This is a genomic window from Mycolicibacterium canariasense, from assembly GCF_002101555.1.
Lineage (GTDB): Bacteria > Actinomycetota > Actinomycetes > Mycobacteriales > Mycobacteriaceae > Mycobacterium > Mycobacterium canariasense.
Genome location: NZ_LQOL01000063.1, coordinates 36,846 through 59,518 on the forward strand (window position 1 = coordinate 36,846; position 22,673 = coordinate 59,518).

General features: G+C 65.8%; 19 protein-coding genes. 5 read left to right on the forward strand and 14 right to left on the reverse strand.

Features of this window, described 5'->3' with window-relative positions:
• Positions 1 to 82 precede the first annotated feature (82 nt).
• Positions 83 to 2,371 carry an isocitrate lyase ICL2 gene (gene aceA / locus AWB94_RS22745; protein WP_062659333.1) on the forward strand — a complete coding sequence of 763 codons (2,289 nt, stop codon included), beginning with the start codon at positions 83 to 85 and terminating at the stop codon, positions 2,369 to 2,371.
• Between the two features lie 3 nt (positions 2,372 to 2,374).
• On the opposite strand, the gene AWB94_RS22750 is transcribed toward aceA, so the two are convergent.
• A complete protein-coding gene (locus AWB94_RS22750; RefSeq protein WP_062659334.1) occupies positions 2,375 to 3,574 on the reverse strand; it encodes an MFS transporter in 1,200 nt (399 codons plus the stop codon).
• 58 nt (positions 3,575 to 3,632) lie between these two features.
• On the opposite strand from AWB94_RS22750, the gene AWB94_RS22755 reads away from it, so the two are divergent.
• Positions 3,633 to 4,175: a TetR/AcrR family transcriptional regulator gene (locus AWB94_RS22755; protein WP_062659335.1), complete on the forward strand. Its 543-nt coding sequence runs from the start codon at positions 3,633 to 3,635 to the stop codon at positions 4,173 to 4,175.
• Between the two features lie 425 nt (positions 4,176 to 4,600).
• Positions 4,601 to 5,488 (forward strand): oxidoreductase, encoded by an 888-nt coding sequence (locus AWB94_RS22760; RefSeq protein ID WP_062659336.1) that lies wholly within the window; start codon positions 4,601 to 4,603, stop codon positions 5,486 to 5,488.
• Between the two features lie 35 nt (positions 5,489 to 5,523).
• On the opposite strand, the gene AWB94_RS22765 is transcribed toward AWB94_RS22760, so the two are convergent.
• A complete protein-coding gene (locus AWB94_RS22765; protein WP_062659337.1) occupies positions 5,524 to 5,994 on the reverse strand; it encodes an SRPBCC family protein in 471 nt (156 codons plus the stop codon).
• Positions 5,995 to 6,097: 103 nt separating this feature from the next.
• On the opposite strand from AWB94_RS22765, the gene AWB94_RS22770 reads away from it, so the two are divergent.
• Positions 6,098 to 6,841 carry an ABC transporter permease gene (locus AWB94_RS22770; RefSeq protein ID WP_062659338.1) on the forward strand — a complete coding sequence of 248 codons (744 nt, stop codon included), beginning with the start codon at positions 6,098 to 6,100 and terminating at the stop codon, positions 6,839 to 6,841.
• 417 nt (positions 6,842 to 7,258) lie between these two features.
• Here the strand turns inward: AWB94_RS22770 and AWB94_RS22775 are convergent, their stop codons facing one another.
• The 11 genes from AWB94_RS22775 to AWB94_RS22825 form a co-directional block, all read right to left on the reverse strand.
• Entirely contained in the window at positions 7,259 to 8,275 is a 1,017-nt protein-coding gene (locus tag AWB94_RS22775; protein ID WP_062659339.1) for a hemolysin family protein, read from the reverse strand.
• Positions 8,268 to 9,653, reverse strand: coding sequence for a hemolysin family protein (locus AWB94_RS22780; protein ID WP_062659340.1), 1,386 nt, complete (start codon positions 9,651 to 9,653; stop codon positions 8,268 to 8,270). Before AWB94_RS22780 ends, AWB94_RS22775 begins: the two co-directional genes overlap by 8 nt.
• Positions 9,654 to 9,879: 226 nt before the next feature.
• Positions 9,880 to 10,644 (reverse strand): IclR family transcriptional regulator, encoded by a 765-nt coding sequence (locus AWB94_RS22785; protein ID WP_062659341.1) that lies wholly within the window; start codon positions 10,642 to 10,644, stop codon positions 9,880 to 9,882.
• Positions 10,645 to 10,672: 28 nt separating this feature from the next.
• A complete protein-coding gene (locus tag AWB94_RS22790) occupies positions 10,673 to 11,860 on the reverse strand; it encodes an MFS transporter (protein WP_062659342.1) in 1,188 nt (395 codons plus the stop codon).
• A 61-nt stretch (positions 11,861 to 11,921) separates the two neighbouring features.
• A complete protein-coding gene (locus tag AWB94_RS22795; protein WP_234811848.1) occupies positions 11,922 to 12,695 on the reverse strand; it encodes a cyclase family protein in 774 nt (257 codons plus the stop codon).
• Positions 12,696 to 12,913: 218 nt separating this feature from the next.
• The gene (locus tag AWB94_RS22800) at positions 12,914 to 13,168 is read right to left on the reverse strand and encodes a hypothetical protein (protein WP_234811849.1); all 255 of its coding nucleotides are present in this window, start codon (positions 13,166 to 13,168) and stop codon (positions 12,914 to 12,916) included.
• 36 nt (positions 13,169 to 13,204) lie between these two features.
• Positions 13,205 to 14,545: a TRAP transporter large permease subunit gene (locus AWB94_RS22805; RefSeq protein WP_062659345.1), complete on the reverse strand. Its 1,341-nt coding sequence runs from the start codon at positions 14,543 to 14,545 to the stop codon at positions 13,205 to 13,207.
• Complete coding sequence (locus AWB94_RS22810) at positions 14,542 to 15,903, reverse strand: RraA family protein (RefSeq protein WP_062659378.1); 1,362 nt, start codon at positions 15,901 to 15,903, stop codon at positions 14,542 to 14,544. Before AWB94_RS22810 ends, AWB94_RS22805 begins: the two co-directional genes overlap by 4 nt.
• A 484-nt stretch (positions 15,904 to 16,387) precedes the next feature.
• Complete coding sequence (locus tag AWB94_RS22815) at positions 16,388 to 17,845, reverse strand: purine-cytosine permease family protein (protein ID WP_062659346.1); 1,458 nt, start codon at positions 17,843 to 17,845, stop codon at positions 16,388 to 16,390.
• A 121-nt stretch (positions 17,846 to 17,966) separates the two neighbouring features.
• On the reverse strand, positions 17,967 to 19,751 hold the full coding sequence (locus AWB94_RS22820; protein ID WP_064961387.1) for a nitrilase-related carbon-nitrogen hydrolase: 1,785 nt from the start codon (positions 19,749 to 19,751) through the stop codon (positions 17,967 to 17,969).
• A 179-nt stretch (positions 19,752 to 19,930) separates the two neighbouring features.
• A complete protein-coding gene (locus AWB94_RS22825) occupies positions 19,931 to 20,884 on the reverse strand; it encodes a LysR family transcriptional regulator (protein WP_307188217.1) in 954 nt (317 codons plus the stop codon).
• A 141-nt stretch (positions 20,885 to 21,025) separates the two neighbouring features.
• Here AWB94_RS22825 and AWB94_RS22830 point away from each other — a divergent pair, with 141 nt between their 5' ends.
• Positions 21,026 to 22,189 carry an iron-containing alcohol dehydrogenase gene (locus tag AWB94_RS22830; RefSeq protein ID WP_062659347.1) on the forward strand — a complete coding sequence of 388 codons (1,164 nt, stop codon included), beginning with the start codon at positions 21,026 to 21,028 and terminating at the stop codon, positions 22,187 to 22,189.
• An 18-nt stretch (positions 22,190 to 22,207) separates the two neighbouring features.
• On the opposite strand, the gene AWB94_RS22835 is transcribed toward AWB94_RS22830, so the two are convergent.
• The gene (locus AWB94_RS22835; protein WP_165605391.1) at positions 22,208 to 22,636 is read right to left on the reverse strand and encodes a MarR family winged helix-turn-helix transcriptional regulator; all 429 of its coding nucleotides are present in this window, start codon (positions 22,634 to 22,636) and stop codon (positions 22,208 to 22,210) included.
• Positions 22,637 to 22,673 lie beyond the last annotated feature (37 nt).

A 22,673-nucleotide genomic window follows, 5' to 3' on the forward strand; every position in this document is an offset into this window, starting at 1 on the left:
ATGATTTCGACGAACGGGGTGTCACACCCCGCCGCGGCGGCAATGATGGAATCGGACCCGAGCTCGACGAGGAGCGCTTGATATGACCGCGATCGAAAACAACGTCACTTCCACCTCGGCTTTCGACGACGACGTCGCGGCCACTCAGGCCTATTTCGACAGCGGGCGTTTCGAGGGCATCACCCGGCTGTACTCGGCCCGCCAGGTCGCCGAGCAACGCGGCACCATCCCGTCGGACTATCCCGTGGCGCGGGAGGCGGCCACGGCGTTCTACCCGCTGCTGCGCGAGCTGTTCGCCCAGAAGAAGAGCATCACCACGTTCGGCCCGTATTCGCCCGGCCAGGCGGTGGTGATGAAGCGGATGGGCATCAAGGGCATCTACCTGGGCGGCTGGGCGACCTCGGCCAAGGGCTCCATCAGTGAGGATCCCGGTCCCGACCTGGCCAGCTATCCACTGAGTCAGGTCCCCGACGAGGCGGCCGGCCTGGTGCGCGCGCTGCTGACCGCGGATCGCAACCAGCAGTACCTGCGCCTGCAGATGACCGAAGAGCAGCGGGCCGCGACGCCGCCCGTGGACTACCGACCGTTCATCATCGCCGATGCGGACACCGGCCACGGCGGTGATCCGCACGTGCGCAATCTGATCCGGCGCTTCGTGGAGGCCGGTGTGCCGGGCTACCACATCGAGGACCAGCGTCCGGGCACCAAGAAATGTGGCCACCAAGGCGGCAAGGTGCTGGTGCCGTCCGACGAGCAGATCAAGCGGCTCAACACCGCCCGGTTCCAGCTCGACATCATGCGGGTGCCCGGCATCATCGTGGCCCGCACCGACGCCGAGGCGGCCAACCTGATCGACAGCCGCGCCGACGAGCGGGATCAGCCCTTCCTGCTGGGCGCCACCAACCTGCGCATCCCGTCGTACAAGTCCTGTTTCCTGGCGATGACCCGACGGTTCTTCGATCTGGGGGTCACCGAGCTCAACGGTCACAAGCTCTATGCGCTGCCCGACGGCGAATACGCCGCGGCCGAGGCGTGGCTGGACCAGCACGGGATCCTGCGGTTGGTGGCCGATGCCGCTGCGTCGTGGAAGGACAATCCTCGACAGTCCCTGGACAAGCTGTTCGACGGCGTGGAGTCCGCGTTCGTCGACGCGTGGCAGGACGACGCCGGCTTGCAGACCTACGGCGACGCGGTGGCCGACCTGCTGGAGTTCCGCGAGCGTGAGGGCGAGCCGCCGGCCATCAGCGCCAAGGAATGGCGCACGTTCGCCGAGACCGCGTCGTTGTATTCGGCCCGGGAGAAGGCCAAGGCACTGGGCGCCGACGTCGCCTGGGACCCGGAGCGGGTGAAGACGCCGGAGGGATATTTCCAGATCCGGGGCGGCATCCCGTACGCGATCGCCAAGTCGTTGGCGGCCGCCCCGTTCGCCGACATCCTGTGGATGGAGACCAAGACCGCCGACCTGGCCGATGCCCGGGAGTTCGCCACCGCCATCCACGCGGTGTATCCGGACAAGATGCTGGCCTACAACCTCTCACCGTCGTTCAACTGGGACACCACCGGCATGACCGATGACGAAATGCGGGCGTTCCCCGAGGAACTCGGCAAGATGGGGTTCGTCTTCAACTTCATGACCTATGGCGGCCACCAGATCGACGGCGTGGCCGCCGAAGAGTTCGCGACGGCGTTGCGCCAGGACGGCATGCTGGCGCTGGCCCGGTTGCAGCGCAAGATGCGGCTGGTCGAATCTCCTTACCGCACACCGCAGACGCTGGTCGGCGGGCCGCGCAGCGATGCCGCACTGGCCGCGTCGTCGGGACGCACGGCCACCACCAAGTCCATGGGCAAGGGCTCCACCCAGCATCAGCATCTGGTGCAGACGGAGGTGCCCAAGAAGCTGTTGGAGGAATGGCTGGCCCTGTGGGGCGAGCACTATCAGCTCGGTGAGACGCTGCGGGTGCAGTTGCGTCCGCGCCGCGCCGGGTCCGATGTGCTGGAGCTCGGCATCTACGGCGACAGCGACGAGAAGCTGGCCGATGTCGTGGTCGACCCCATCAAGGATCGCCACGGCCGCAACATCCTGACCGTGCGCGACCAGAACACCTATGCCGAGAAGCTGCGCAAGAAACGCCTGATGGATGTCATCCACCTGTGGCTGATCCACCGGTTCAAGCCGGAGATCGTCTACTACGTGACGCCCACCGACGACAACGTCTACCAGACCGAGAAGATGAAGAAGCACGGCATCTTCAGCAATGTCTATCAGGAGGTCGGCGAGATCATCGTCGCCGACGTCAACCAGCCCAGGATCGACGAACTGCTGAACGCCGACCGGGTGGCGCTGGGCAAGCTGATCCGCAAGGAGGACTGAGCCTCACGGTGCGCAGGAGGCCAGCTCGGCCTCCGTCGGCGCATCGCCGAGGCCCTGCACCGGTCCCCTGGCCCGGGCGATCAGCGGGCTGAGGGCGGATACGGCCGCCAGGGCCACCGACACCACCACGGCGCCGGCGAAACCGTGGGCATCGGTGACCACGCCGCCGGTCGCCGTTCCGACCGCTCCGCCGGCCAATGCCCCGCTGTTGAGCCAGCCGAACGCTTCGGCCGAGGCATGTTCGTCGACGGCTCGCGACACCATCAGGTACAGCGTGGCCAGCGCCGGCGCGAAGCCCAGTCCGGAGGCGAACAGCACCGCCAGCTGCAGCCCGTGGTGCCCGACGACGCCGAACAGTGCGGTACCAACAGCCGCCGTAGCCAGCGCGGCGACCAGTCCGCGCACCCCGAATCGGCGGTGCCCGAAGGTGATTCCGCCGACCAGCGAGCCCAGGCTGGCCACGGCGATCGCCGCGCCGGTCATGACGCTGCCCGTACCGTAGCGGGCGACCACACCGACTTCGAGGGCGGTGAAGGACGCGATCAGCGGCAGGCTGGCGGCGATGGCCAGCACGACGGAGCCATTGCCCAGTATCCGGCCGAACGGTGCGCCACCACGGCGGGGCATCGAACGGATGTGACGCGTGCTCAACAGGAACCACGCGGTGCCCGCCACCGTGACGGCCGCGGCCGCCACCAGGGGCATGGCAGTCGACAGGGCCGAGGCCAGCAGGGTCACGGCCAGCGGTCCCACCACCCAGCACACCTCCTGCGCGGTGGTGTCGAGCGCGAACAACGCCCGCAGGCCCGGTCCGGACACGATATTGGGGTATAGCGCGCGGACCACCGGCGCCAGCGGCGGCACCGAGGCGCCGATCGACGCACCCAACAGCAGCAGCACCATCGGCGTCGAACCGGCGACCGCGAGGGCCACCAGGGCGCCGCCGTTCACAGCGGCCGCGATCATCAATGTCGTTGCCCGACCGATCTTTCCGGCAATGCGCGCGGTCAACGGCATGGCGATCGCCTCACCGACGCTGACACACGCCACGACGGCACCGGCGAGCGCGTACGAGCCGGTCTTCGCGTGCACATGCAGCAGGACGGCCAGCGACAGCATGCCCAGCGGCAGCCGCGCGAAGGTCTGCGACGCCACCAGTGCCAGCACACCCGGGACACGGAGCAGCCCTGCATAGACCTTCACGCCGAGAACTGTACCGTCCAGACGGTACAGTTCGGAAGCGAGAATGTACGCTCTGCCGATGAGCTCGGCACGCGACCGCATCCTCGACGCGTACGAGGAGTTGCTCGCCGTCGAGGGTGAGCGCTACGCCACCCTCGACGCCGTCGCAGCCAAGGCCGGTGTATCCAAAGGCGGCCTGCTCTACCACTTCCCCGCCAAAGAGGAACTCAGTACCGCGCTGTGCGAGCGGTTGCTCGCCCTGGCCGCCGAGGATGTCCGCCGGATGCGCACCGCCGACGAGGGCCCGGCGCGGTACTACGTCCGCACATCGCGCTACGAGGGCACACCGCTGGATCGCGTTCTGGTGGCGGTGTCACGGTTACAGCAGGCCGGTAACGTGCGGGCCCGCGCCGCCATCGAGGAGGCGTCCGGAAATTGGCTGGCCGTGTTGCACGAGGCGTTGGGCGACCACGCCCTGGCGCGGGCCATCAAGCTCATCGGCGACGGCCGGTATTACAGTGCGCTGTCCCGCGCGGTCGCCGGTAAGCCGGCGCCGTCCACCGGCGATGACGAGCTGCTCGCCGTCATCGACCGGATCGTCGGCCTGCCTCGCTCGCAGTAACGTCAGCGCGCCAGCGCCGACCGGACGTCACGGCCGACGAACCGGGCGAACCCCTCGATACCTTCACGTCCGCGCCTCGCTTGGGTCAAGTGTGTTGCCGGTCAGCAGGATTGCTGTCGTCTCTGACGTTAGAGATGACGCCGACCGGGCGAACTACACAAAACGCGCACTGTTGTGCGCCGATGATTCACGGTTTGGGCCGCACACCCACCTGCTGCTGCACCCACTCGGCAAGCAGTTCATGTGCATGGGTGGTTCGCCCCGTGGGTGAAGCCGTGACGAGCGGGATCGGTCAGCACATCCGTGACGAACGAGAGAGCCGGCCGCGCCGATGACGAGCGCCGAGGCAGGCGGGCAAGCCCGCAGTGCCACACTCGACCACTCAATGCGGAACAAAACCGCCCCGGGGGATGTAATGAGGAACCATGGACAGCTTCTCGCTCGGCACACACACCGTCGGTCGCGTCGGATTCGGCGCCATGCAACTCCCCGGGACAGGTGTCTTCGGCCCACCCCGCGACCACGACGAAGCGATCGCCGTATTGAAGCGGACGATCGAACTCGGCATCAACCACATCGACACCGCGCAGTTCTACGGCCCGCGAGTATCCAATGAACTGATCCGGGAAGCGCTCCACCCGTACCCCGACGACCTCGCCCTCGTCACCAAGGTGGGAGCGCGCCGCGACAACGAAGCGAATTGGGTCGCCGCGCAGGAGCCCGACGAGTTGCGGGCCGATATCGAGGAGAACCTGGCCACGCTGGGCGTCGACCGGCTGGCCGCGGTGAACCTGCGCATCCACTCCGGTGATCCGAGTTCCGTCGGCCCGGTGAACCGTGAACTGTTCGACCGGCAGCTGACAGCGATGATCGCCGCCCGCGACGAGGGACTGATCGAGGGCATCGGCTTGAGCAGCATCTCGGAGGAGCACCTGCGCATCGCGCTGGACCGCACAGACATCGTGACGGTACAGAACGCCTACAACCTCGTCGACCGCTCGGCCCAGCCGGTTCTCGACCTGTGCACCGAGCGCGGGATCGCCTTCGTCCCGTTCTTCCCGCTCGGTTCGGCATTCAATCCGGACAACCCGGTGCTCGGGCACCCCGCGGTCCGCCGGGAGGCAGCGAAGCTGAATCGCACCCCGGCGCAGATCGCACTGGCCTGGACGCTGACGGTGGCGCCGAACGTGCTGCTGATCCCGGGAACGTCGTCGGTGGCGCATCTTGAGGAGAACACGGCGGTGCGTGACATCGTGCTGGACGAGGAGACGAAGCGCCAACTCGACGCCGCGGGGAGCACCGCAACGACGTAGCTACATCGCTTCCGCTGCAGCAGATTTCACCCGTCTCAGCCGTTCCGTTCGGCGGTGGCTTTGATCGCCGCCAGCGTCACCGGGATGCCGGCGACGGCCGCCTGACTGCGAATCGCGATCTCGGCATCCGCCCGCGGACCGTGCCGTTCACCGAAGCCGGCGATCCCGCGGGGCAGGAACACCCACGACTGGGTGAGCCGGGTCGCCGCGTCGGCGTCGTCGACCGTGAAGCCCCACCGGACCCAGCCGTCGTTGACCTCCCAGGCGAACGCGCGCCCGGGTTCGGCGACGACGACCTGGCTGCGCGTCTCCCAGGTGCGCTCGGCGGTCTCGTTGCGGCCGGTGAACCACGCGCCGACAACCGGTCCCGTGCTGGGATCGTCCCACCAACACGCTCGGCACTGCGGACTCCACTCCCCCATCCGCGTGACATCGGACACCAGCGCATAGACCTCGTCGCGTCCGCGCGCGATCAGGACCGAGTCAGAGAACTCAAGAACAGTCACGGCCCGAGTCTAGGATGCACGCGCGTGGTCCATGCGCGTGCGTCCTGGGCGGATAGTGAGCGTGGTACCGGGTTGTTCCGAATGTTCTGCGGGAGGATCGGGAATGTCCGCATTGATACTCGGCCCGCACCTGTACGCAGCCTGTGTGGTCATGGTGGTGATGGCCGCGGCGGTGTACGGGCTGAGCAGGCTGGGTCCGGTGTGGACCGTGCCAGTGGCCACGGCGCGCGCCGCCGGCCAGTTGGCGGCAGTGTCGGCGACACTCGCGTCGGCAATGGCTCGGCTGTGGACGTCGATCCTTGTCCTGGTGGTCATGATCGGCGTCGCCACCGTCACCGCCGTACGCCGCGCCCAGGTCAGCCATGGCGCCGCGTGGCTTACGGCCCCGATCGTGACCGGCCTGACGGTATCGCTGTCGCCGTTACTGCTGAGCCGCGTCGTCCCGCTGACCGGAGTCGCCCTCATCCCGATCGTCGGCATCGTGTTGGGCGGCACCATGACCTCCTCGGCGGTTGCGGCCCGGCTGACGCTCAACATGCTGGTGGTCCGCTGCGGCGAGGTGGAGGCGGCCCTGAGCTTGGGGTTCCGGCCACGTGATGCCCGGATGGAGATCATTCGCCACACCGGCGCCGAGGCGCTGGTGCCGAACCTGGATCAAGCCCGCACCGCCGGGCTCGTGGTCCTGCCGGGTGCCTTCGTCGGCGTGCTGCTGAGCACCGGATCGGCAGCTCAAGCCTGCGTGGCACAGATCCTGGTGATCGTCGCGCTGCTACTGTCCCAGAGTTGCGCGGTGGCCTTGACATGCGAGTTGGTTGCCCGAAGCCGTATTACCCGAGACGGCGTGTGAGAGGTGCGGACCGCGACAGGGCCGGCTGTTGTCAACGGTATCGGACCGCGACCCAAAGGCGCCGGGCTGTAAGACAATTCGTACGTTCAACCGCGGTGCCGTCCCGTCTGGGACCGCGTCATCAAGCTGTGGTCCACCCCCGTGACAGATGCGAACACGCACGACGTTCGTCCGTAACGAACGTTCATGCCGTCACCGACATGTCCCCACACTCTCAGATAACAGCTCAGCACCCTACCCGGCCCGAACGAGTAGCGCGCCTGAGCCACCCAGGTGCCCGGCTGCTGCTATCCGGGCGTCTGGTTGATCGGCATCAGCGTGACCACCAAGTGCGTAGCGGGGGTACGTATATCAAGGCAGAACGGACTCGGTCCGATAAAGTGTCGGCTCTGTAGATCACCCGCTACTGCCGGTGAGTCAGCTCGCAGCCGCGGCCGTCGGCAACAATCGCTTCAGGACATCGGTCAGCGTGATCAGGCCGCGCACACTGCCCTCCTCATCGGTGACGACCACAAGATGGTTGCGGGTTTCCCGCATCGTCCGCAACGCGGCATACGCCGGAGTCACCGACGCGAGCATGAGCGCTGGACGCATCAGGTCGGCTGCAGTGGTCTCGGGCGCGGCCGACACGGTGTCGCGGACGTGCACCACACCCAGGATCGTGCGGTCGTTGTGGACCAGCAGCCGCAGATGCCCGGTGCGTTTCGACTCCGACTGGACCTCGGCAGGCGTTGCCGCGGAACTCACACTGCTCGGGGCGGCACCGGTACGCAACATGTCGGCGACGGTGAGCGCCTCCAATTCTAGTGCACTGATGAGATTTCCGTGATACCGCTCATCCAGCGTGCCCACGGTGGCCGAGTGCTCCACCAGATGGCGCAGCGCATCGGGATCCTGGCCGGTTGCGACCTTGTCGACCGGTTCCACTCCGACCTTACGCAGGCACCAGTTCGCCAGCCGGTTCAGCGCGCCGATCAGTGGTCGGGTCACCCACATGAACGTCCGCATCGGCAGCGCCAGCATGGTCGCCGACCGTTCCGGATGAGCGATGGCCCACGACTTGGGGGCCATCTCACCCACGACCAGATGCAGGAAGGTGACGATGATCAGCGCCAGCACGAAGCCGCCGACGTCCGCCAGCCAGGCCGGCGCGCCCCAGCCGGCGATCGCAGGTGTGAGCCATTGATGCACAGCGGGTTTGGTGATGGCGCCGAGTGCGAGAGTACAGATGGTGATGCCGAGCTGCGACCCGGCCAGCAGCACCGACAGCTCGGAGGCCGAGCGTAGCGCCGCGCGCGCCGAACGGCTGCGCGGGGCCGCATCTTCGAGGCGATGGCGGCGCGCTGCGATCAACGCGAACTCAACAGCCACGAAGAAAGCACTGGCCGCGATCAGCCCGATGGTGACCAGCACGACGGACCAGGGACTACTCATCGGCGGTCCCCTTCTCCTCGGGGTCGACGGAGATATCAACCACGGTCACCAGAACCTTTGCCGGCACATGCTTTTCGATTTCCTCGACGGTCGCGTCGAGACGTCGTCGCACCGACGGACGATCGGCGATCAGCTCATACGGTTCGACTCCCAAATCGACCGAAATGGCGTCGCCGACGGCGGGCAAACCGCCGAACTCGGCGATAAGCAGACCGGCCAGGGTCTCGTAATCTCCCTCGGGCAGGTCATGCCCGACGGTACGGCTCAGCTCGTCGAGGGCGACGTCACCGCGCACCAGCCAGCCACCGCCGGTGGGCACGATGTCGTCATCGGCACCATCGGTGTCGTGCTCGTCGTCTATTTCGCCGACCAACTCCTCAGCGAGGTCCTCGACGGTCAGCACGCCGGCGAAACCGCCGTATTCGTCGATCACCAGCGCCATTTCGTCGTCCGCGTCGGTCAGCGTACGCAGCGCGACCGGCAGCGGCAGCGTCTCGGGAACGATCACCGCTGGGCGGCAGGAGGTGCCCGCCGTGGCGGACGGATCCTCGACGCCCAGCAGGTCGTGCAGGTGCACCACACCGACCAGGTCATCGGGCGACGCGCCGACCACCGGGTACCGGGTGTGCCCGGTGGCCATCTTCGCAAGCACCGCGTCCACTGGTTCGTTGGCAGCCACCACATCGACGCGGGCACGGGGGATCATCGCGTGCTCGGTGGTGCGGGTGGGGAAATCCAGGATGCGGTCCAGCAGGGTGGACAGCTCCTCGGGGATGTCCCCGGCCTGCCGAGAGTCGGCGACGATATGCTCAAGATCGCGTGCGGTGGCCGAGTGCTCGACATCGTGCACCGGTTCGATCCGCAGCGCGCGTAACAGCAGGTTCGACGAAGCGTCGAACAGTTTGATCAACCAGCCAAACACCCCGAGGTAGAGGTTGGTGGACAGCGCGAGCCGACGAGCCACCGGCTCGGGCCGGGCGATGGCCAGGTTCTTCGGGAACAGCTCACCGAAGACCATCTGCACCACCGTCGAGAACATGATGGCGAAGACCGTGCCGATCGCGACACCGACAGCCAGTGGCACGCCAACGCCGCCGAGCAACTCACCTATGCCATCACCGATCAGCGGTTCGGCGACGTAGCCGACGAGCAGACCGGTGACGGTGATGCCCAGCTGCGCGCCGGAGAGCATGAAGGAGGTGCGGCGGGTGACCTGCAAGGCCCGGGCGGCTCCGCTGTCACCGGCCTCGGAGCGTGCGTTGAGTCGCGACCGGTCCACGGCCATATAGGCGAATTCCTGGGCGACGAAATAGCCGGTCAAAGCGGTGATGGCGGATACCACCAGAATGCCGACGACGATGCCGAGCGCGGTCAGCATCGGGGCGCCAGGGCTGCGCGGTGGGGACTGTCTGTTCCGGCCTCAGCGGGTCGGCGGCGGGGTCTTCGGGGTTTGCGCTCGGCGCGTCGCATTGTGCTCTCTGTGTGGTCGGAACTCCGTCACTACAAGTACGAACCACGTCACCGGAAAGTTCCCGGACAGCAAAGTCTTCGCAAACTCCGAAAGTCCACACCGATTGCCGTCGCCGGCACCGGACTTGGACTATCTACTTCTGCATTGGTATCCGCGCCCCGAAAGCATCGGCGGCCCGGCGTACTTCGGCAACAAGTCCGGCGCGGGTGTCGTCATTGATGCTGTCGGCCGACCCGGTGACGCCGAGGACGGCTTGCAGCGATCCATCGGCCGCTCGTACCGGCGCGGTGACCGACGCGATGCCGGCCAGACGCTCGTTCGCCGAGATTGCGTAACCCACTTCGCCGATCTGATCCAGTTGCGCCTCGAGTTCGGCACGCGAGAGCGAACTGCCGTCGGCGAGTCGCACGGTGACGATGTCGCCCAGGGCGGCATCTCGTTCGTCGGGCGCCATCCCGGCGAGGATGATCTTGCCCGCCCCACCGACGTGTAACGGCAGTCGTTCACCGACGGGCAGGACGTAACTGAGCGGATGCTCGCTCTCGACACGGGCGATCAGCACGCGACTGTGCTCGACCCTGACATACACCGACGCCGTGAATCCTGTGTTGGTGGCGAGCTGTTGCAACACCGGTTGCGCGAGCAGGCTGAGCGGATTGCTGACGAGGTAGGCGTGCGCGACCGCGAGCGCAGCGGGTCCGGCGGTGTACCCGTCGCTCGACCGCGCCGCGTAACCGCGGGCGACGAGCACGTTGACGATGCGCTGTGCGGTGGCGATGTGTAGACCGCTGCGCCGCGCGATATCGGCGAGCTTCATCGGCTGTTTCGCAGCTTGCAAGACGTCCAGTAGATCGAATGACCGGTCCAGTGAGCGCATATTGCTCGCCGGCGCGGTCATGCGGTTCTCCGTTCACGCATACCGGTGATCATGCAGTACCCGTCTCGGACGGGCGCGTACTGGCCATGACTCCCATGGCACCGAGCAAGATGAGGGCGTTCGCCCAGAAGATGCCGATCACACCGAATGGGCCCGCCAGCGCACCGATCGCCAACGGCACACTCGTCTGTGCGACACGGTTGGATGTCAGCCGCATCCCCAGCGCGACGCCGTGCGATCCCGCGGGTGTCAACGACGTCACCCAACTCATCGTCAGCGGCTGGGGAATGCCCAGACCGACGCCGAGGGCGAACATGACGCCGACTGCGCCCCATGCCCCCACGAAGGGCAATGCGACCAGGCCGACGACTGCGGCCCCGATCGACGCGGTGATGAGCAGCCGACGGCCGAACCGTTGCACCAAGCGGGACAAGCCGATCCGGCTCGCGACGGTAACGGCGGCACGCAGGGCGAGCAGCAGTCCCACCACCGTCGCGCTGACCCCGCGATCGGTCGCCCAGACCGGCACGAAGGCATACATCATGTCCACGCTGACCAGGATCGCACCCGACACAACGAGCGATCGCCACATCTGCGGAACCTTGAGAAGCTGTGTCACCTGCCCCGAGGCAGCGACATTCATGCTGGGTCGTGGATGTCCGCGGTCCCAGTTACGCAACGGTATGTAGATCGGCAGGGCGACAACGAGCAGCGCAGCGCACACCGCGAGCCCGATCGATGTGTTCGGTTGGGCTCCCCGACCGAACAGCGCCACCGATGCCGCCACGGTCACCAGGGGCGGACCGATCAACTGGCCGACAGAGGCGGCCGCGGTAAGCGTCCCGAACGCTGCGTCCTTGTCGCCGTCCGCGCTGGCGTGCGCGACGAAGGTCTGCTGGCCGATCATGATGACGATTTGACCGAGGCCGATCGCCCCGGCACAAGCCAGCAGTGCCACGAGACCGGGAATCACCAGGGCGGCGAGCGTGCCGATCACCGCCAGGACCAAGCCGGCCAAGGCGACTATCGGCCCGCCCGCCTGATCCGACCGCCGCCCGGCAGGCAGTGCGCCCAGGAGCGCAGGTAACGCAAAGGATGCTGCCAACAGTCCGATGTCCAGCGGGTCGGCGCCCATGGCGAGCGCCCGGTATCCGATCATCAGACGGACGCCGGTCCAACTGGCCTGGACCAGCGATGTTTGCAGGATCAACGCGGTTCGCCAGCGTCCCCCCTGCACGTCGCCAGGCCCCTTTCACCGTTCTCGATGCCCCCAAAACGGTATCACTGTGCGATAGTCACTATCGGATAGCGGTGGCGTTGCAGGGCGAACCGACCCCTCCGAGCAGCGCCAGTGGCTTCACGACGACCAGGGCATCCCACGTTCCCGTTTCGCGGCTGTCGGCGACCAGCATCTCCAAGTTCCACAGTTCTCCCAGCGGGACACCGAGTTTGGCAATCAACTCTTGGTGCATCATCCCGCGGTCTTCGGGCGCCGTCTCCAGGAACGGGCTACCGTCGAGAACGGGCAGCACCTCCACAGCGAAGGTATCCGTCGCGAACAGCGCAATTCTGTTGTCCCACAACCATTCGAGAAGATCATGGCTCTGCGCGAATCCGGTTGCGCATCGGCGTTCTCGCACATCACCTTGATCAGCGGGGCCGGCGTTGAGGTACCAGCTGGCCCAACCGGTGTGCACCAGGATCAGGTCACCCGGTGTCACCGTGCACCCCTGCCGCGCGGCCGCACGGTCGAGCACGCCGGCGTCAATGGCCGGGCCTTCGCGGTGATCCAGCGGAGTGCCCTCGTCGGAGAAGAGTCCGTCGATGTCCAGCAGCAGACCGCGACCGACGATGGGTTCATCGGCCCAGGCGTGCACACCCAACGGTGCGGCGTTCGGCGTGATGGCCTCGTCGGGGGTACCGTCATAGAAGCCGAATCCGCTTACGCGGCGGTGTCGTAACCCGTCTAGGTGACTGCTGGCCTGCAGAAAGAACCCGTTCAGCGAGTCGTCACGGGACTGCTCGTGCGCGCAGGTGATGGTGTGTATCGGCGCAGAACGTGACCGCGACATCGGCGGATCGAAAGCAGTCAGGCTGTAGTCGAGACTGAAGACGGCGCCGCGGCCCACCGAGTTCGCGGCAGATCGAACCTGTTCGGCGCCTGCAAAATTCGCGGTGCCTCGGTTCGGGTTGTCGAATACTCCCCAGCTCGAACCGGGTGGGGCACCGTCATCACGGCGGCGTAGGTCCGCATACCGGGTGCCCAGACCCACAGCCGACGTATTCACAGTCACGCGTGTTCGTGGACCGGGTCGGATGACCGACGCTCTGTTGCGCCGTTGTCATCTCCGTGCGGGAAGTACGACATGGCGAAGGCAAGCAGACCCGCCACTCCGGCCGCTCCGTAGGCCCACGGCGCCACGTTGTCGGAGATGGCGTTGATGAAGTCCCCGGATCCGAGGACCAATCCCGCCGCCTGCAGTGCCACCACGACCGCACCGCCGACCAGGAAGACCACGACGCTGACCCGGAAGAGAGCCGACATCACTGATTTGATCATTTTCGTTGTCCTGTCTGTAGTTCAGGCGACGGGCAGTAGGCCGAGGGCGATGAGCACACCGACACCAAGGATGGGGATGCAGTAGTACTTGAGCAGTGGCAGAAAGGTCTTGGACGGATCGACCTGCGCGATACCAGCCGCGACGTAGATCGGCGCACCCGACGGCGGCGAGGCACCCTCGGTGGAGGCGAACACCAGCACAGCGGTGGCAGCGATCGGTGCGGGTATCCCGACGCCGACGAGCGCGGCCACCGCCACCCCGCCGACGGCGGCCATCGTGGCCGATGCGGTGAGCGGGATCGCGATGACGACGATGATGATCCCGACGATGATGGCCATGGCCCAGGCCGGCGCCGACACCTGCTCGAGCACCGTGGTCAGCTGTGCGGGCAGTCCGAGGTCGGCCAGGACATTGGAGGCGGTGAAGGCGGCAACGATGGTGACGCCGATGACACCGAACTGAGGTGCGCTGTCCCCCAGCACCTTCCACCAACCGGAGACGCTGCGCGGCAGGTGGCGACGACCGAGAAAGAGCACCAGGGCGATCATCAGGACCGGGATCCAGGTCACCAGGCTGATCGCCTTGCTCATGACCACATCTGTGTAGGCAGAGAGCTCGGTGGCCAGCGGACCACGGGTGAGCATCAGCGGGATGATGATCGGGATGAACAGCAGCAGTGAGTGCCATCCGGTGCGCAGGCTGGTCTTGATGGGCAGCCGATCTTCGGCCGCGATGGGCTGTAAACCGTTCTTACGCACCAGATAAAAGTTCAGCAGCAGCCGGTAGCCCAGGCACCACAGCCCCGCCAGCGCCAGCGGCAGCACGATCTCGTCGGGCTCCATCAGGCCGGTGACCGTGGTCGAACCAACGAGGATGAACATCGTCGCGCTGAAGGGAAAGGTGACGCCCATGCCGGCGCACCCGGCAACAACGGTAGCCGACAATTCGGGACTCACACCCGAACGCTTCATCCACGGCACGGTGACGGATCCGACGGCGGCGGTCACTGAGGCCCCGACGTGAGCGATCGCACCGAACATGCCGCCGGCCATGGTCGAGGTGTACACCGGGCCCCCGCGCAGACCGCCGAGAAACGAGTTCAGCACGTCGATCAGGCGGTCCAGCACAGGTGTTTTCGCCAGGATGAAGCTCATGAAGATGAACGCCAGACCGGCGAAGGTGACCTCTTCCTGGATGGAGTCGACGAAACCGTGCCAGACGTAGGTGGGCGCATGGGCGCCTGCGAAGGCCGCGACGGCGAGCAGGCCGACGATCATGGCCTCACCGATGTTGCGCTTGAACACCGCGTTCCACACGACGATCGCGGTGATGAAGGCGACCAGCGCCCAGACGGCGATCACGATGCGCTCCTGGCGGCCACGATGGCGGCACGACGCTGAGCTTCGTCGGCCTCGACAGCCCGCCCAGCGGCCAGGCTGGTGAATGCTTCGGCAGCGGGCACCACAATGACGCCGTCATCGTCGGCGACGACAAGGTCACCTGGGTTACACACGACGCCGCCCACGGCCACCGGGATGTCGATATGGCCCGGTCCGTCCTTGTAGGGCCCGGCGGGGCTGACTGCGCGGGCCCAGACCCCGAAGCCGATCTCGGCGAGAGCGTCGATATCGCGGGCGGCACCGTCGATGACCATGCCGACGCATCCGCTCGAGCGCGCCCGCTCGGCGATGAGTTCACCCATGAGCGCGCGGTTGAGGTCGCCATGGCCGTTGATGACGATCACCTCCCCGGGTCGAACCTTGGCGACAGCCTCGTGAAGGACCTTGTTGTCGCCTGCGCGCGTCCACACGGTACGTGCTCGCCCGACGGCGCGAGCGCCTTTCCACAGGCTGCGAATGCCCGAATCGAGCATGCCCATGCGACCGCGTCCATCACCGATGTTGGCGACCGGCAGCCCTGCGTAGGCGGCGAGAAGTTCCTCGTTCGAGCGACCGTCCGCGTCGGCCAGTCGCTGGTGCACTTCGGCGGCGGCCCTGGCAAGCACCGGCGCCACCCCGATCTCGTCGAGCAAATCGACCGATGCGACGGTCTCGATCGCACGCCGCTGGGCGTGCTTGACCGTGCCACTGTGCAGACGATCGAGCCCGGTATAGCCGTCGGCGAGTTCGGCGGCTATCTGATCACGCACCCACTGCTCGGCGCCGGAGGCCCGTCCGGCCTCGGTGGCCTCGACGATCAGAGCGCCGAGTCCCTTCATGAAGCTGCTGCGCAGGAGCTTGCGTCGCGATGCATCGCCGGGCCGCCCGGCGATGTCCTCGACGGGGGCGCCCAGCGCGGCGAAGAACTCGGCCGCGCGCGCGGACCCTGATCCGCTGATCACCAGCGCCGTCTTCGATCCATGTGCCGGAACCGATCCGATGACTGCGACGTCGGCGAACAGCACACCGTCAGCGGCACTGACAGCGTCGGCGACCTGCGCCTTGACGGCCGGCGATGCGGAGTTCATGTCCACATAGACCGCGCCCTCGGATAGATGCGGTGCCGCATCGGCCGCCGCGCGGGCGGCGACCTTTCCGTTCGTCAGGCTCAGGACCAACTGCGCGTCGCGCACGGCGTCGGCGACAGAGTCGAACCGGTCGACGCCGGCCGGTGTCGCCACATCCGCCGGGTCGAAGCCGTTGACCTGCCAGCCGCCGGCCTGGAAGCCCGCCGAGTACAGCGAGCCGGCCTCACCGAGGCCGAGAATTGCCACCCTCATCTCCACCACTCTCATTCTGTGATAGTCACTATCATGTGCTGTTGTAATCGTGGTCACATGGAGAATGAGATGTCAACCCCAATCGGCACGAGCCGCGAGCACCGATCGGATGCACGGCCGCTCAGAGGAAGCCGGCAGCTGCTCTTCGCCAGAACGGTAGAACAGCGAGACCAAGGAATACGGTCAGGTCATCAGCGTCCGGGGTGATTTCGCAGAAAGACGTTGTGCTGCTGGGATAACCGGACGCCACCCCTGAGGCTGCGGCGGGTATCGCGATCACCGCGAACCCGCATTACGTCGAGCGCTGCAATCGAAAACGCGGCCGACCACCCTCGGTCAGTCGATCAGGGTCACCGGGCATGATTTTCTCACCCGATGCGCGCAGGGCGCCTCCGCTGAAGTGGATCAGCGAAGGCGCCCCGGTGGCGGGTCTGCTCCGTCAGGGAGCGGATCACTCGGCCGGTGTCGCAAGCGTTGCCAAAGGCTATACACCGTCGACAATCTGCTCACCGGACTCTCGACGTACCTCGGCGGACCGCTCGAGCCGTACACCGTACTGGCGGCCCTGAGTGGCGATCGTCAGCGGAATGTAGATCACCGGGCCGAGCAGCATGGCGGCAAACGATGCGAGGTACATCGGGTACAACCCGGCTACACCGAGCGCTCCGACCAGCAGGCTTGACCCGAGTGCCACCATTCCGCACACGTTCCAGTCCTTGACCAATCCGTCTCGATACTCGATATCGGTGGCCGGAGCCAAGTTGAGCAGCTTTCGGCACACGTAGTAGTCGCTGAGCAGGATGAAGATCCAGGTGTTGGTCATGATCCCGGTGACCGCGAGGAATTCCCCGGTGTATTGCAGGATGTTCACCGGGTAGCAGGCGATGCCGGCGACGCACAACGCCACCATCCACCACTGGCGGCCAACCCGTCTGGACGCCAGCGCATCCCATGCATTGGACAGCGCCAGTGAACCGGAGTAGAGGTTCATGACGTTGATGCGGACCTGGGTGATGACGGCGAAGACAACTCCCAAGACTCCCATCACGACCGCGAAGATCAGGCCGGGGTCGGTCGCCGAGAGCTGTCGCTCCGCATCCGTGCCCTCGAAGTGCCCGAGCATGGTGAAGCCCAGCAGGACACCGAACACCATGACGATCACGATCATGGCCAGTTCGACGAACATGAGGCCCGCAGTACCGGCATAGCCGACCGAACGCTTGACGAATCGGCCGTAGTCGGTCGCGATCAATGCCTGGAAGACCACCTGCCCGTTGGCAAGGCTCATCGCCTGCCACATCGACGTTGCGGTCAGCCCACCCTGCGCCGCCCACTCCCCGGGGCCCACCAGTACGTAGCCATTGGCCAGCATCACCATGCCGATCACGAACAGGATGAGGAAGATCGGCAGCCCGAAACGTTGCAGCAGATTCATGGAGTGCATTCCACGCCACGAGAAATACAGTGCTGCTGCAGCGATCACGGCGAAGACCATGGTCGCCTGTGCCGAGTCGATCGGGATGCCCAGGAGGTGACTCAGTCCGTGTGAGACGATGCTGCCCTCGAAGACGAAGTAGAAAACGTAGTTGACGGCGTACACGATGGAGGCGATCGCCGAGCCTTTGGCGCCGAAGCCGAGGCCCCGCGACAACAGGGTGAGCGACAGGCCCTCCTGGCTGGCGATGCGCATGACCAGCGCACCGATGATCGTTGCACCGATCACCATGTAGCCCACGGGAATCAGGAACATCGGCCAACCCACCAGGAAGCCGATCTGGCCACCAAGGGCGAACCAGAACATCGCCGTGATGTTGCCGCTCAGGACGAGGAGCACGGCGGGGCGTCGCCAGCGTTGATCATCGGGCACGCGCGTGGTCGCATAACTCTCGACCTGCTCGTCGAGACTCGTTGCAGGGCCTTGGAAATAGCTCTTGAGGGACAAAAATTCACCTTCTTCGTGTGGACACCCCTTGGGGTGTGACGTACCGACCGTCGGCATGAGAAGACACGACGGGTCCGTGTGGACGCCATGGGCGGGCGTCCACACCCGTAAGGCACCGGGGTTAGGAGATCACTGCGTGGCGGGGTTCCTGAACGCGCCAGTGCTCGAACCCGTTGTCGGCGTCACGCTCGCGCGCGTCAGGTCCCGACAGCGCGCCGTACCAGTGCGGCAAGCGCATGGTGACGAGATCCTTGCGGCGGACCACGTTCGATGGGTAGACCGACGCCGCGTCGCGTGTGTCGATGCGCACGGCGGCCACGCCCTCCTGGCCGGCCAACACCTGCTCATTACGCGGGAATGCGAAGGTATCCGGACCGAACACACCCGAGCATCCACCTCCTCCGTCGGTGTCCACGGTGTTCGCGAACGCGAGGTAGACGTTGTTTTCACCTGCCCGCACGCGCATGTGGTGCCAGTGTGTCAACGACGGCCCGGTCGGGATCGGATAGCTCTGACCGACTTTGCTTCCGTTGTGGCCCATCATCATTCGTTCGCGATTATCGGCGCTTCCTGCGATGACATCGCAGGCGTTGAGGGCGAGGATCCGGCCGGATTCCGGTAACAGAAGATCGTCGCCATGCAGTAATCCGACGCGGCCGAGCGGGATGTCTGCATAGGTCCAGGCCGACCCCGCGTCGAACAGGGCACGTTCACCATCCCGGAGGTGGATCTTGCGGTGCACTGCTTCGATGCCGTCTGGACCGATCAGGACCAATGAGTTGTACTGCCGGCCATCGACGGGGTCGGACTCTGCGAAACCCACGACCAGCCATGCCGACGCCGCACTGGCCGCCTGCATGAGTTGTTCTACGATTGGATCCTGCAGCGTCACCGCCCGGTTGGTCAGCGACAACTCCGGAAAGACGACGAGTTCTGCACCGCGTTCGGTGACAGACGATCTGAAGAGCCGGCTGATCGTGGCGAGATTGGCGTCGACATCGGACGCCGGAGCGAATTGTGCCACCGCCACTGTCGCCAGCTTGCCCTCGGGCAGTCGGCGGTGTCCGTAGAGACCGAAGAAGTCCTTCGGATTCCACAGGTAGCTGTTGATCTGCAACTGACGGTAGAGTTCTGGCCGCCGCGCGCGGAGTGCACGACGATCTGCCCAATCGGTGCGTGCAGCGTCTACGGTGATGGTCGCCGTGGCGAGCCCATCACCTGAATCGATCTGGTCGAGAATGGTGGCGTCAGGTGCGACGATGCAGCTCCCACCGCTGAACTGGACGCCCCGCTCCAAGCCCCACCGATTGCTTTCTATGAGGTAGCAACCATTTTCGTAGGCTCGGGAGATCCAGTACGGCGCCGGGGTTCGTTCGGCCAGCCAGTTGCTGAGATGGCAGATCACCTCGGCACCGCCCACCGCGGCCAGTCGTGCGGTCTCGACGAAGTGGATGTCCATACAGATGAGCACGGCGATGCGCCCGATCTCGGTGTCGAATACCTGATGCCCGAGGTTTCCAGGGGCAGCCCACTTCGGTTCTGCGATGTACCCGTGCGTCTTTCGGTGTTTTCCGATGAGCCCCTCGGGACCGACGAACGCCGCAGCGTTGTAGAGCAAGCCGGTCTCCTCGTCACGCTCCGGCATCCCGAACACGATGTAGCACTGGTGTTCACGGGCGATTTGTGCGAAGCGTTCTGTGGTGGGACCGGGCACCGGCTCGGCCATCCGTTCGGCCTCGTTCTGGTCGAAGAAGCAGTAGCCGGTGGTGCACATCTCGGGAGCGGTGATCAGTGTGGCGCCGCCGGCGGCCGCGCGGGTGACCAGCTCTGCGACGCGTTCGATGTTGCCCGCCTTGTCGAACAGTGTCGGCTCGAACTGAATGGCCGCGACCTGAATGTCTTTCACGTGTGAACCTTTCCGGTCGGGAATCTGCGTCCCGATCCGCTCGTGATCGAAAGCACACGCTAGCCAGTCAAGCGGGCAGCACTGAAGGCATCTACGTTACGTTTGTGTTAACGATCTCTCGTCATGTTTCTGATATGTTACGCCTACTACGCTGAACAGCTGATTTACATCTGTGAGAACTATTTCCGCCCGGCTTCATCGGGGGTTGACCGGCGCCTCGGCGGTCTCAACTGGGGATGCGTCAGGACCAAGTCGTCCAATAGAGCGCGCACCGCACGCACGCGCCCCTGCCGCGATATCTCCCGTGGAACAACCTCCCAGTAGCGCCGGGTGACGGCGAATTCCGTTGGCAGCAAGCGAGTCAGCGTGTCGTCGGCATCGCCGATATAGGTGGGCAGAGGCGCGATACCCAAACCGGCGCGAACCGCGTGGTGATGCCCGGTGATGTTGGTGGTCTGCACGCGGGCACGGATGCCCGGTAGGAGTCCGCCCAGAAACCGCAGCGGGGCAACATAGAGCAAGGCCTCGACGTACCAGACGACGACGTGCGAAGCGAGGTCGCCGAGACTGCGCACCTCGGCGTGGTCGCCGACGTACGCCGAGGCCGCGTACAGGCCCAGCTCGTAGTCGGCGAGCGGACGTACCGCGCCCGCATGGGGCGATGGTTCCTCCAAAGTGATGGCCAGATCGAAATCGCGCATCGTGAGCACACCATGGGCGGTGGCGGTGACCACGGCGATCTCCAGGTCGGGATGTTCGTCGATCAGGGGTCGTAGACCGGGGGTCAGCAGATAAGCCCCGAACCCATCGGACGCGACAATCCGTAACTGTCCGCGCAGGCCCTGATGCCGCTCGGAATCGTGAAAAGCCGATACGACGGCCGCGTCGATCGCCTCGGCGTGCGGCAGCGTTCGCCTGCCGGCGTCGGTCAGCTGCCAGGCGCCGCCGGAGCGATCGAACAGGCGATCTCCTGACGCTCGTTCGAGGCTTGCGATGCGGCGACTCACCGTCGTGCGGTCCACCCCGAGACGTCGTGCGGCATCTTGCGGTGAGCCCGAGCGCGTCACCTCGAGCAGATAGCGAAGGTTGTCGGCAGATTCCACAGCCCCCGTCTTGGCCGTGCAGATCTGCACGGGCAACGTGCGAATCTGCCGGGTGACTGGTGCATATTCGCCCGAGAAGCTGATACCGCTTCGCCTGCCGGTCGGCCGGGCCGTTTGTCCGAATCGCATGAACCGAGTCAGCAATCGAGATCGAGGACACCTATGACACAAGTGACACATGCCATTTCAGTGCCGCGAACCATGAGGATCGGCGGCGGTTCCCTCGACGAGACCGGTGAAGTGCTCAGCGACCTCGGCGGCCGGCGGCCCCTGATAGTGACCGACACGTTCCTGGCCGGCACCGGCCAGGTCGACAAACTCGTCGCGTCGCTGGAAGCCGCCGGGGCGATCGTCGCCGTGTACTCCGACACCGTGCCCGACCCGACCACGGATTCGTTGGCCCCCGCCATGTCGGCGCTGGCTGCACATCGCGCCGACAGCGTCGTCGGTTTCGGCGGGGGCAGCCCGATGGACACCGCCAAGGCGCTGGCGGTGCTGGGCGTCAACGACAAGCCGATGCGAGAGTTCAAGGCGCCCAACGTCTACACCGGTCCCGCCCTCCCGATCGTGGCGATCCCGACCACGGCCGGCAGCGGATCGGAGGCCACACAGTTCACCGTCATCACCGACAGTGCCACCGACGAGAAGATGCTCTGCATCGGACCGTCGTTCCTGCCGATCGCCGCGATCATCGACTACCGCCTCACCATGTCGATGCCGGCCCGTTTGACCGCAGACACCGGTATCGACGCACTCACCCATGCCGTCGAGGCGTACGTCAGCCGTAAGGCCAACGCGTTCTCCGACGGACTTCGCCTGCTTGCCATCCGAGCGATCGGTCAGAACATTCGGCGGGTGGTCACCGACGGGAGCGACGAGCAAGCGCGGGCGGCCATGATGATCGCGGCCACGCAGGCCGGAATGGCGTTCTCGAACTCCAGCGTCGCCCTGATCCACGGCATGAGCAGGCCGATCGGCGCGCATTTTCACGTGGCACATGGCCTTTCGAACGCCATGCTCTTTCCCGCAGTGACACGGTACTCGATCGACGGCGCCGCCGACCGGTACGCCGACTGTGCCCGTGCCATGGGTCTGGCCACGGAACACGATCCGAGCTCAGTCGCCGCGGCGAAGTTCGGCGAGGGAGTATCCGAACTATGCCGCGACCTGACAGTGCCGACACCCCAGCACTATGGCATCTCTCGCGCCGACTGGGATCGGCTCATCCCGACCATGGCGGAGCAGGCCCTGGCTTCGGGGTCCCCGGCCAACAATCCGCTTGTCCCCGACGCCGAGGACATCGCAGCGATCTACGACGAGATTTATGCCGGGTGAGCTAGCCCGGCGGCGTCCCTAGGCGGGGATCCCGCCCTTTTTCGGGGCGGAATCCGCCACATCGCGCGCCAAGTCACACAACGCCGTCAGCTTCTGCAGCTGATCTTGGTCGTACAGCAGGTCGCAGCGATCGACGGTTTCGGCCAAATGACGGTAGGAACTGGCCCCACGCGATGTCAGCCGGAGATTGATCTTGCGCCGGTCGACGGTGTCCGTCCGGCGATACACCAGGTTATTGGCCACCATGCGGTCGACGATCTTCGTGAGCGCCGACGGCGGAATCGATGTCGTCTCGCTGATCTCCGACATGGCGAGTGCTCCAGAGCCCTTGAGACACTCTAGAATCCGCCACTCCTCCAAGGTGCAGCCCCCTGCGGCGAGCACCTCACGGACTCGCTCCAGCAGCGAGTTCTGGATCGCGCTCAACGCCAGCGCAGCTTGGCCCACGGTTCCCAACTGTCGTTACCTCCCGCCGTGGATTACC